Annotated in this window: 6 protein-coding genes and 2 tRNA genes; 6 read left to right on the forward strand and 2 right to left on the reverse strand. The window is 62.4% G+C overall.

The window, feature by feature from the left end:
- Window positions 1-2 precede the first annotated feature (2 nt).
- The 5 genes from mutS (at window position 3) to galB (ending at window position 6,190) form a co-directional block, all read left to right on the forward strand.
- A complete protein-coding gene (gene mutS, locus Q4S41_RS24195; protein WP_305033705.1) occupies window positions 3-2,690 on the forward strand; it encodes a DNA mismatch repair protein MutS in 2,688 nt (895 codons plus the stop codon).
- 131 nt (window positions 2,691-2,821) lie between these two features.
- Window positions 2,822-2,897, forward strand: a tRNA-Gly gene (locus tag Q4S41_RS24200).
- 51 nt (window positions 2,898-2,948) lie between these two features.
- Window positions 2,949-3,440, forward strand: coding sequence for a hypothetical protein (locus Q4S41_RS24205; RefSeq protein ID WP_305033700.1), 492 nt, complete (start codon window positions 2,949-2,951; stop codon window positions 3,438-3,440).
- Window positions 3,441-3,448: 8 nt separating this feature from the next.
- A tRNA-Leu gene (locus tag Q4S41_RS24210) sits at window positions 3,449-3,531 on the forward strand.
- Window positions 3,532-3,715: 184 nt separating this feature from the next.
- A complete protein-coding gene (gene galB, locus Q4S41_RS24215) occupies window positions 3,716-6,190 on the forward strand; it encodes a beta-galactosidase GalB (protein ID WP_305033701.1) in 2,475 nt (824 codons plus the stop codon).
- A gap of 79 nt (window positions 6,191-6,269) precedes the next feature.
- Here the strand turns inward: galB and Q4S41_RS24220 are convergent, their stop codons facing one another.
- Both Q4S41_RS24220 and Q4S41_RS24225 read right to left on the reverse strand, forming a co-directional pair.
- Entirely contained in the window at window positions 6,270-8,477 is a 2,208-nt protein-coding gene (locus Q4S41_RS24220) for a T9SS type A sorting domain-containing protein (RefSeq protein ID WP_305033702.1), read from the reverse strand.
- A 128-nt stretch (window positions 8,478-8,605) separates the two neighbouring features.
- Entirely contained in the window at window positions 8,606-10,822 is a 2,217-nt protein-coding gene (locus Q4S41_RS24225) for a T9SS type A sorting domain-containing protein (protein WP_305033703.1), read from the reverse strand.
- Between the two features lie 257 nt (window positions 10,823-11,079).
- Between Q4S41_RS24225 and Q4S41_RS24230 the strand changes: the two genes are divergently transcribed.
- Complete coding sequence (locus tag Q4S41_RS24230; protein ID WP_305033704.1) at window positions 11,080-11,715, forward strand: TIGR04282 family arsenosugar biosynthesis glycosyltransferase; 636 nt, start codon at window positions 11,080-11,082, stop codon at window positions 11,713-11,715.
- Window positions 11,716-11,829 lie beyond the last annotated feature (114 nt).

Genomic DNA, 11,829 nt, shown 5'->3' on the forward strand with positions numbered 1-11,829 from the left:
TGATGAAGCAGTACTACCAGCTCAAGCAGCAGCATCCGGGCGCGGTGCTGCTGTTCCGGGTGGGCGATTTTTACGAGACTTTCGGTGAGGATGCCGTCACGGCCAGCCGCATTCTCGACATCACGCTCACCAAACGCGGGGCCGGTAGCAGCAGTGAAGTGGCCCTGGCGGGTTTCCCGCACCATTCGCTCGACAACTACCTGCCCAAGCTGGTGCGTGCCGGTCAGCGCGTGGCCATCTGCGACCAGCTCGAAAACCCCAAGGAAGCCAAGGGCCTCGTCAAGCGCGGCATCACCGAGCTGGTGACGCCCGGCGTGAGCATGCACGACAACGTGCTCGAACGCCGTTCCAACAACTACCTGGCCGCCATTCATTTCGGTAAGAGTGAAGCCGGCATTTCCTTTCTCGATATCAGCACTGGCGAATTTCTGGCCGCGCAGGGCACGCTCGATTATCTGGGCAAACTGATGCAGAATTTCAGCCCCGCCGAGGTGCTGTTCTGCAAGAAAAGCCGGGGTGAGTTTGAGCAGAACTTCGGTCCCGACTACTGCACCTATGCGCTGGACGACTGGGTTTTCGGGGCCGACTATGCCCACGATACCCTCACGCGCCACTTCCGCACCACCTCGCTCAAAGGCTTCGGCGTCGATAACCTGAAGGAAGGAGTCATTGCGGCCGGCTGCATCCTGCACTACCTCGCCGAGACCAAGCACACCGACATCCAGCACATCGCCAGTCTCGGCCGCCTGGAAGAGGACAAGTACGTGTGGCTCGACCGTTTCACGGTGCGCAACCTGGAGCTGGTGCAGGCCCAGCATCCCGGCGGCGTGCCCCTCATCGACGTGCTCGACCAGACGCTGACGCCCATGGGCGCCCGCCTGCTGCGCAAGTGGATAGTGTTGCCGCTCAAAGAAGTAAGCCAGATTCAGCGTCGCCTCGACACCGTGGCCGCGCTGGTGGCCGATGAGGAGCTACTCGGCGACCTCACCCAGCACCTGCGCCAGATAAACGACCTGGAGCGCCTGATTTCTAAGGTAGCCGTGCGCCGCGTAAACCCGCGCGAGCTGCTACAGCTGGCCCGCGCCCTCGAAGCCGTGGCCCCTATGCGCGAGCGGCTGGCCGCCTCCGGCGTGCGGGCGCTGGTGAAACTGGCCGAGCAACTCAACCCCTGCGCCAACCTGCGCCAGGAAATATTTGCCAAAATCAAGCCCGACGCGCCCATCCTTACCAACCAGGGCGGGGTGTTGAACTCCGGCGTTGATGCCGAGCTGGACGAGTTGCGGGCGCTGGCCTTCTCGGGCAAGGATTTCCTGTTGCAGCTGCAGCAGCGCGAGCAGCGCAACACCGGTATCTCGTCGCTGAAAGTGGCTTACAACAAGGTGTTTGGCTACTACCTCGAAGTCACCAATGCCCACAAAGACAAGGTGCCGGCCGAGTGGATTCGCAAGCAGACGCTGGTGAACGCCGAGCGCTACGTGACCGAGGAGTTGAAAACCTACGAGGAGAAAATCCTCAACGCCGAGGAAAAGCTGTTCGTCATTGAGCAGCGCATCTACAACGACCTGGTGCTGGCCGCGCTCGATTTCGTGCCCCAGATTCAGCAGAACGCCCGCGCCATTGGCGTGATGGACTGCCTGGCCAGCTTCGCTCTCACGGCGCGGCAGCAGCGCTACGTGCAACCCGTGGTGAACGACGGCACCGTGCTCGACATCAAAGCCGGCCGCCACCCGGTTATCGAACGTCAGTTGCCTCCCGGCGAAAGCTACATCCCCAACGACATCTGCCTCGACCAGGACGAGCAGCAGATTGTGGTAATCACCGGCCCTAACATGGCCGGCAAATCAGCTTTGCTGCGCCAGACGGCTCTCATCGTGCTGCTGGCCCAGATTGGCTCCTTCGTACCCGCCGATGCGGCCACGGTGGGCATCATCGACAAGATTTTTACCCGCGTCGGCGCTTCCGATAACCTGAGCAAGGGCGAAAGCACTTTCATGGTGGAAATGACGGAAACGGCTTCCATCCTCAACAACCTCTCGGACCGCAGCCTCGTGCTGATGGACGAAATTGGGCGCGGCACCAGTACCTACGACGGCATCAGCATCGCCTGGGCCATTGTGGAGCACCTGCATAACAACCCCAAAGCCAAGGCCAAGACCCTCTTCGCCACCCACTACCACGAGCTCAACCAGTTGGCCGACGACTGCTCCCGCGTCCGCAACTACAACGTGGCCGTGAAGGAGGCCGACGGCCGCATCCTGTTCCTGCGCAAGCTGCAGCCCGGCGGCTCCGAGCACAGCTTCGGCATCCACGTGGCGCGGCTGGCCGGCATGCCCACCAGCGTGGTGCTGCGGGCCAACGAAATCATGCACCACCTCGAAGTGGAGCGCACCAGCGCCGGCGCCGAGGACGGCGTAGCGACTGAATTTGACGATGTGCTGGCTGGTATCGAGTCCGGCAACGGACGAGCAAGCATTGCCGTGCCGCCGCCCCGCGAGCCTGCTCAGCCCAAACCTCGCGCCACCACGGCCGTGGCCACCGCGCCGCGCGCTCAACTCAGCATCTTCGAGCCCTCCGACCCGGCGCTGGAGCGCATCCGGGAGCTGCTGCAGCACCTCGATGTGAACACGCTCACGCCCATCGAAGCGCTGATGAAGCTGAACGAGTTGAAGCTGACATTAGGGAAAGGTTAAATTTTTCAGACTGAAAATGAAGCAGAAAGGCCCTAGGGATGGAAATTTCCACACCTACTACTTGCATCCTCAAAAAATCGCCCTACCTTTGTCGCACCATTCAGCACAACGAAATTTGTTCTGAACCTCCTGCGAGAGTAGCTCAGTTGGTAGAGCGCGACCTTGCCAAGGTCGAGGTCGCGAGTTCGAACCTCGTCTCCCGCTCCAAAAAGTAAAAAACGCTGTCTTCGGGCAGCGTTTTTTGTTTAACCCCATCCGATGGCCGCCACCCGCAAATGCCTGAGCACCGACGACGAGTTCCGGCAGGCCGTGGCCGAAAGCCCATCGGTAGCGCAGGTGCTGGGCCGTATCGGACTGGTGCCGGCCGGCGGCAACTACAAAACGGTGCACGCACGCATTGCCAAGCTGGGGCTGGATACGAGTCATTTTACGGGCGCGGCCTGGAACCAGGGGGAAAGGTACCGAATGTTGGGCAAGCCTTTTTCCTGGGATAATATTCTGGTCGAGAACTCACCCTATACATCTACCGCGCGGCTGCGTAACCGGCTGATTGCGCATGGGCTAAAATTATCTAAGTGTGAGAGATGCGGCTTATCTGAGTGGCTGGCGCAGCCCATTCCACTGGAACTCCTCCACGCCAATGGCATTAACAATGACCATCGACTTGCTAACTTGCAATTGCTTTGTCCGAATTGCCACGCGCTGACTGAGAATTATCGTGGTAAAAATCAGAACCGTATCGATAGATAAAATTCTCTGCCAGAGTGGTGTAATGGTAGCCACGCGACACTTAAACTGTCGTTTCCGTAAGGGAGTACGGGTTCGAGTCCCGTCTCTGGTACTAAAAAAGCCTTTCATCACCTGATGAAAGGCTTTTTTATTGCTTTCAGCAAGTAGCCGGGGGCAAAAGCCCGACCCTATTACGGTCTACACAAACGATTGTCTTGTGTCTTCCGTGAAGAAAACGGACCTTTGCCGGCCTGGGCGAGCGAACGTTGTGCCCGGTTTCATCAATTGGAATTCGTATGAGTGCATCATTCGGCCGCCGGGCTTTGGCAGGACTGGCCACTTTCGCTTTATCTTCCACGGTGCTAGTGGCGTCAGGCCAGGCGCGGCAGGAATACTTGCTGACCACGGACTGGAAATTCGCCAAGGGCGAGCAGCCCGACGCGGCCAAGCCGGATTTCAAAGACGCCGGCTGGCAAACCGTGCGCGTGCCCCACGACTGGGCCATCTACGGCCCGTTCGATGGCAACAACGACCTGCAAACGGTCAAGATTGAGCAAAACCAGGAGCAGAAGGCGACGCAAAAGGCCGGGCGCACGGGCGGGCTGCCGTTCATCGGCACGGGCTGGTACCGGCGGAAGCTGGCGGTGCCGGGCTTCAAGGCCGGACAGCGGGCAGTGCTGCTGTTTGACGGCGCTATGAGCGACGCGCACGTTTTTGTGAACGGCAAAGAGGTGGGCAGCTGGCCCTACGGCTACAACTCGTTTTCCTTCGACATCACCTCGTATCTGAAAGCCAGCGGCGACAACACGTTGGCCGTGCGCCTGAAAAACCAGTCGGAAGCCTCGCGCTGGTACCCCGGCGCGGGCCTCTACCGCAACGTGCACCTCATCGTAACCGACGATGTGCACATCCCGGTATGGGGCACTTACCTGACCACGCCCGCCATTACGGCCCAAGCCGCCACCGTGAAGCTACGCACCCAGGTAGCGTCTGGTGGCGCGCGCCCGGCCTTGCGCCTCGTGACAGAAATTAAGGATGCGAATGGAAAAGTAGTGGCCATTAGCACCGGCAACCTGGCGGCTGCGGGCACGCCGGAGTTCGACCAAACTTTGCAGGTGCCGCAGCCGAAGCTGTGGTCGCCGGAAGCGCCGGTGCTGTATACGGCTTCTTCAAAACTCTATGCCGGGCAGGCGTTGAAAGACACTTACACCACGCGCTTCGGCATTCGCTCGTTCAAGTTTGAGCCGGGCAAGGGATTTTCGCTCAACGGGCAGCCGCGCAAGTTCAAGGGCGTGTGCAACCACCACGATTTGGGCCCGCTGGGCGCGGCCGTAAACACAGCGGCTTTGCGTCGGCAGCTGGCTTTGCTGAAAGACATGGGCTGCGACGCCATCCGGACTTCGCACAACATGCCGGCCCCGGAGCTGGTGCAGCTGTGCGACGAAATGGGCTTCATGATGATGGTGGAGGCCTTCGATGAGTGGAAAGCGCCGAAGGTGAAGAACGGCTACAGCCAGTATTTCGATGAATGGTCGGAGCGCGATTTGGTGAATATGGTGCACCGCGACCGCAACCACCCGTCGGTCATCATGTGGAGCATCGGCAACGAGGTGCCCGACCAGAGCAACGCCAACGGCCCCCTCATTGCCAAGCGCCTGCAGGACATTGTGCACCGCGAAGACCCTACGCGCCCCGTGGCCGCGGGCATGGACCGCTACGGCGACGACTTTAAGTACGGCATGGCGAACGTGCTCGACATTCCGGGCTTCAACTACAAGCCCTACCAATACCCCGACGCGCTGAGCAAGCTGCCCCAGGGCTTCCTGCTGGGTTCGGAAACGGCTTCCACCATCAGCTCGCGCGGCGTGTACAAGTTTCCGGTGGTGCGGGCCAAGCAGAAGCAATACGACGATAATCAGTGCTCCTCCTACGACCTGGAAGCCTGCGTGTGGTCGCAGACGCCGGACGAGGAGTTTGTGAAGCAGGACGACATTCCCAACGTGCTGGGTGAATTCGTGTGGACGGGCTTCGACTACCTCGGCGAGCCCACGCCTTACGACGAGAAATGGCCCTCGCACAGCTCCATGTTCGGCATTCTGGATTTGGCGGGCATGCCCAAGGACCGGTTCTACCTCTACCGCGCCCGCTGGAACCCCACCGCGCCCACCCTGCACCTGCTGCCGCACTGGACCTGGCCCGGCCGCGAAGGCCAGACCACGCCCGTGTTCTGCTACACCAACGCCCCCTCGGCCGAGCTGTTTGTGAACGGCGTGAGCCAGGGCCGCCAGACCAAGGCCAAGTCCGACCAGCCCCAGACCCGCTACCGCCTGATGTGGAACGACGTGAAATACGCGCCCGGCGCCATCAAAGTAGTGGCCTACGACGCCCAGGGCAAAGCCGTGGGGGAGGAAACCGTGCGCACCGCCGGCAAGCCCCACCACATCAAGCTGGTGGCCGACCGCACCAAGCTGGCCGCCGACGGCCTGGACCAGGCCTATGTGACGGCCCGCGTGGAAGACGCCGACGGCAACCTCTGCCCCGACGCTGCCGACCAGCTACAGGTGGCCGTGAGCGGGGCCGGCCGCTTCCGCGCCATGGGCAACGGCGACCCCACCAGCCTGGAGCTGTTCCACGAGCCGCGCATGCACGCCTTCCACGGCCAGCTGGTGGCTATTGTGCAGGCCGCCGACAAAGCCGGCGATGTGCAGCTAAAGGTGAGCGGCGCGGGCCTGCAAGCCGGCACGCTGCAACTGAAGACGGGCGCTAAATAGGGTAGCTCGACCTATGAAAAAAGGCCGGCCGCTTCGAGAAGCGGCCGGCCTTTTTTATGGGCGGAATGTTCATAATGACTTATTCCCGCACGATGCGGCGGATTTCTAGGCTGGTGGCCGTGCGTACCTGCAGCAGATACAGGCCGGGGCTGCCGTTGCTCAGGTTCAGCTCCTGCGTGGTGCCTTGCGGGTTGGGCGCGGCCAATTGGGCTTCGATGACCCGTCGGCCCAAGGCATCAAGTACCGTCAGGGTGACGGGCTGGTTGTAGCCGTTGAGCGTCACCCGCAGGCGGCCGTCGGGCGTGGGGTTGGGCGCTACGCTCAGGCTGCTGCCGGGCAAGGGCCGAAGAGCCGACAGCACCGTGAGCGGTGCTGACACGGGCGAGGTGCAGCTGCCCGATGGCCCGGCTACCACGGTCTGCACGGTGTAGATACCGCTGGCAGTCGCGGCAATGCTCTGGCCGGTAGCACCAGGAATGGGCTGCCCGTTGAGGTACCACTGGTTGCCGGTGGCGTAGCTGCTGGTCAGGGTCTGGCCGTTGCGGGTGATAACGGGTGTGGCCACCCCTGGCCGCACGCGCACCAGTACCGACGTGGTATCGCCGCACCCCGTGGTGTAGCCCTGCGTAGGCGTGACGCGGAGATAGTAGCGCGTCGTCACGGTGGGGTTCACCGCAATGTTCCGCGTGTTGGTTGCGGCCGGCAGGCCATTGCCGCCGGCAGTGGCCGTCCACTGGTAGGCGTATGGCTGCAGTTGCGAGGTGTTTGTGGTGAAATTCCGAACCGAGTCGGACCGCAATATCTGGCCTTGCAACACCATGCTGGCGCCCTGACAAAGCGGTGGGGGCACAAATGGCATTATGACGGCGTAATTGCCGCGAAATATCCGGATGTCGACCACGCGGTTTTGCACGCCCTTGATGGGGCAGGCGTCGTCTTCAATCTTCATGTTGAAGCGGATAATGCGGCCTTCGGCAGTAGGCGAGGGCTGAAAAAGAAACACCCCCCGGGGATTGGTGCTGCCGTTTCCCGTGAGGGTAAACGTGCCCACATCACCCGTGCCGAACAAGGTAGCGTCGGTGTTGATGTTGGGTGGCATCGTCACGGTCAGGTGTTGGTTGGCGCTGGGCATCAGTAGGTTGTCGGGGTCGGTAAAGTTGAGCTCTACGCGCGTGTAGCTACAGGTGCGCACAACAATTCGCGTTGTGTCTATCAGATTAATGCTGCCGCCTACTGCTACCGGATTGGGTGGGCGGTTGCCGTTGCAGTTGGCCACTACCAGGGTGATTTCGCGGCGCACCGTGCCAATGACGCGGCGCACACCGTTGATGCGCCGGTATTCGGTAACCAGCATGGCCAGCTGGTACCGGTTGGCGCTGATGCTGCCGTTGGGCGCGTTGTAGATGCCGGGTGTAAAGCTGATGGTACGAGCCTGGGCATTGAAGCGCAGTTGGCGAAGAAGGCCCGTCCGCATCGGGCAGGAACCCAGCGTGTCCAGGCCAAGCTGAATGGGGTAGGCCGAGCTATATACGCTGCCAATGCCACCACTGGGCACCCCCGAAAAGGCGAAGAAACACGGCGCGCTACCGCCCGCAATGGGCGCGAGTACCGAGCCATTGCTGGGGGTCAGGTACGTCACGGGCGTGTTGCAAGCCTGCAGCGGCGCGGCCAGCGAGTACACCAGCGAGTCGCCATCGGCTTCGGTGGCTGGCAGCGTGAGGGTGGTAGGCTGCTGCCAGCACACGTACTGTACCGGCCCATCCGGCGCCGCAAACTGCGGCGAATTATTGGCCACGGCCGCGCCCGCGCCGGTGTTGCGGTTGTCGAGCGTGGCTTCCACGTACAGGTCGCCGGCCGCCGTGCTGGTCATCGCCGGGCGCGCGGCAGACAGCGTGCTTAGCGTCCACTGGCCCGGGGGCAGCGTCACAGTGGCCGCGTAGGTGAATACCTGATAGTTGGGCAACCCCGCCGGACCCTGGCAGGGCGTGACCGAAAGCGCCGCACAAAAAGGGTTGCCGGTTTCGATAGGCCCCTGTTGCACAAGCGGCGCCGTGAGCGTAGCTGTAGAGCCACATGCACCATTGCGGCAAGCCAGCGTGAAAGGATTGGGCAGGACACCCGAGCAGTCCTGGTAGTAATGCAGCGTGACACGGTACTGATTGCTGCCCAGCGAGGCATAGGTCAAATCACCGCCCACAAACTGCGTAGCCCAAGCCTGCCGGACACCGCCCGGCAGCAAGCCGCTCAGCATCAGCAAAAACAAGAAAAACGGTAAGTGCTTTTTCATGCTCAGAAAGAAGGGTGGAAATAGCTGCAGGTATGCTGCTGGTTGGTGCGGTGCTGGCTAAGCAAGGATGGCCGTGAAGCCGCTACCAATTTGGTGGCGGCCTCACGACCATCGCTCAACTAAAAACCTTATTGCCGCACGATGCGGCGCACTTCCAGGCTGCTGGCCGTGCGCACCTGCAGCAGGTAAAGGCCGGCTTCGCAGCCGCCCAGGTCCAGTTCCTGGGTGGTGCCCTGCAGGCTGGGGGCGGCCACGCGGGCTTCGGTCAGGCGGCGGCCCAGGGCGTCGAATACGCTGAGCGTAACGGGCTGGGCGTAGCCGGTGAGGGTGACGCGCAGGCGGCCGTCGGGCGTGGGGTTGGGCACCACGCTCAGGCTGGTGCCGGGCGCGGCGTGCAGGGCCGAGAGCACCGTGAGCGCCGTCGAGGCCGGCGACACGCAGTTGCCCTGCGAGCTGGCCACGTAGGCCTGCACGGTGTAGGTGCCGCTGGTGGTCACGGTGAGGCTCTGGCCGGTGCCGCTGGGCACCACCTGCCCGTTGCGGAACCACTGGTTGCCGGTGGCGTAGCTACTCGTCAGCGTCAGGCCGTTGCGCGTGACGGTGGGGGCCGGCATCGCAGGCAGTACGCGCACCAGGATGGAAGTAGTGTCGCCGCACAGGCCCTGGGCGTAGCCGAGGGTGGGGGCCACGCGCAGGAAGTAACGCGTGGTGATGGTGGGGTTCACCGTGATATCCTGCGTGTTGGTTGCAGTAGGCAGGCCGTTGCCGCCCACGCTCGCCGACCACTGGTAGGAATACACCTGCGGCTGCGTGGTGTTGGTGGCAATGCGGCGGATGGAGTCCGGCCGCAGCGCCCGGCCTTGCAGCACGGTGGCCGCGCCCAGGCACAGGGTGGGCGGCGTGTTCAGCACCACCGCCGCGAAATTGCCGCGCAGAATGCGAATAACCACCACGCGGTTCTGCACGCCTTTGATGGGGCAGGCATTGTCCTCAATCTTGATATTCAGCCGGATGATGCGGCCCACCGTGGTGGGCGAGGGCTGGAAGAAGAATACGCCCCGGGGGTTGGTGGTGCCGTTGCCCGTCAGGCTGAACGTGCCCACGTCGCCGGAATCGAGCATACTGGGGTCCGTGTTGATGTTGGCGGGCAGCGTCACGGTCAGCAGCTGGCCGGCGCTGGGCGTGCGCAGGTTGTCGGGGTCGGTGAAGTTGAGCTCCAGGCGCGAGTAGCTGCAGCTGCGCACGTCAATCCGGGTCGTATCCACGGTGTTCACCACGCTGGTGTTGGAGTTGGTGGTGACGGGGTTGGCCTGCACGGGGTTGGGCGTGCTGTTGGTGCCGCAGTCAATCACAATCAGGTTGGCCTCGCGGCGCACCGTGCCGATGACGCGGCGCACGCCGTTGATGCGGCGGTACTCGGTGATGAGCACGGCAATTTGGTACTTGTTGGTCCCGCTTCCAATGGCCGCAGGCGTATAGATGCCGGGCGTGAACGTAATGGTGCGGGCCTGCTGGTTGAAAATAAACGGCCGCACCACGCCCACGCGGGTCGGGCAGGTGCCCACGGTATCCAGCCCTTGCTGAATGGGATAGGTAGGGCTGTAGTTACCACCGGGCAAGCCCGGGAAGGAGAAATAACACGGCTGACTCGGGCCTGAAATGGGGGTAAGCACCGGGGCGCTGCCCGGGTAGGCATTGTAAACCACGGGCGTGCCGCAGGCTTGCAGCGGGGCGGCCAGCGAGTACACCAGCGAGTCGCCATCGGGCTCGGTGGAGGAGTAGGTGATGGTAGTGCGCTGCTTCCAGCACACGTACTGAATCGGGGCATCCTGGGGGTCGAACTGGGGCGAGCTGTTGGCCACGGCCGTGCTGCCCTGGTTGCGGTTGTCGAGGGTGGCTTCCACGTACAGGTCGCCGGACTGGATGTTGGCCAGCGCCGGGCGGGCATTCTGGAAAGTGCTCAGAATCCACTGCCCGGGCGGCAGGGTCACGGTGGCGACGTAGTTGTACACGTCGTAATTCGGCAGGCCGGCCGGGCCCTGGCAAGGCCCGCTCGATACCGCTGTGCAGAACGGGTTGCCCGCTTGCACGGCCCCTTGCTGCACAAACGGAGTGATAATGGCTGCCGTGGCGCTGCAGCCTCCGTTTTTGCAGCTCAGGTCGAACTGGCTGGGCGCGATGCCCGAACAGTCGCGGTAGAGGCGAAACTGAACGCGGTACTGATTATTGCCGAGCGACACATAGGTCATGTCGCCGCCCAGCATGTGCGAGGCCCGGGCTACGCGTGAGCTGCCCAGCAGCCCCACCAGAAAGAGTAAAAAAATCAGGGGTAAACGATTTTTCATGCGTGAAAGAAAAATGAGGATGAAAAGAAAAATGATGAACAGGAAATGATGCAGTGTATTGGGTTTGGGGCATTAAAGCCTTGATACGGCCACGTTAGAAGGCCCGGTAGATGGATATTAGCGCTATGCTGTTGTATTTATTCCTTCCGCAATTTTGGTTCCATAATGCTGAAAAAATTTGCATTTCAGATTTTATAGCGTGCCATACCAGCCATTAGCGCTAGCTTGCTACCCACCGACGACTATCTGGCTTCTCTATGCTCCCCACCCCCGATTCCCACTTTAACCACCTCCTCGTCTTCGCCCGCGAGCCCGTGCTGGGCCGCGTAAAAACCCGCCTCGCCGCCGACATCGGCCCCGAAGCCGCCTTGGCCGTGTACCGTGAGCTGCTGGGCATCACCGCCGCCGCCGTCACGGCCGCGCAGGTGCCCGCCACCGTGTGGCTGGCCGAAGCCCCCGCCCTTGCTGATGCTACCCAGCCCCGCCCCGAATGGCCCGGCCTGCCCTGGCATGTGCAACCGGCCACCGAGTCGCTCGGCGAGCGCATGACCCACGCCTTTGGCGAGGCCTTTGCCGCCGGTGCCACCCGCGTTGTCATCATCGGCACCGACTGCCCCGGCCTCACGACCGAGCTACTGCAAGCCGCTTTCGAAGCACTGGAAACCCACGAAATGGTCATCGGCCCGGCCGACGACGGCGGGTATTACTTACTGGGGCTGCGGAACTTGCAGCCGGCGCTTTTTGCCAATAAAAACTGGAGCACGGCCACCGTGCTGCCCGATACCCTAGCCGATGCCGCCCGCCTGGGCCTTAGCGTGGCGCAGTTGCCCGTGCTGCACGATGTGGACTCAGGGCAGGATTTGGCAACGTGGCACGGTGCCAAAACAATGTAGAGACGCGACACTTCGCGTCTCGGCGTTGCACGTTTCCAGTGGGGGCGGGGGGCCGGGGGGGGGGAGGCGCCGGCCTGCGGAGTAGGAGTAGCCGTTCGGCTGGGCGGCGCCGCG

Origin of the sequence: Hymenobacter convexus (genome assembly GCF_030580955.1) — a bacterium.
GTDB lineage: Bacteria > Bacteroidota > Bacteroidia > Cytophagales > Hymenobacteraceae > Hymenobacter.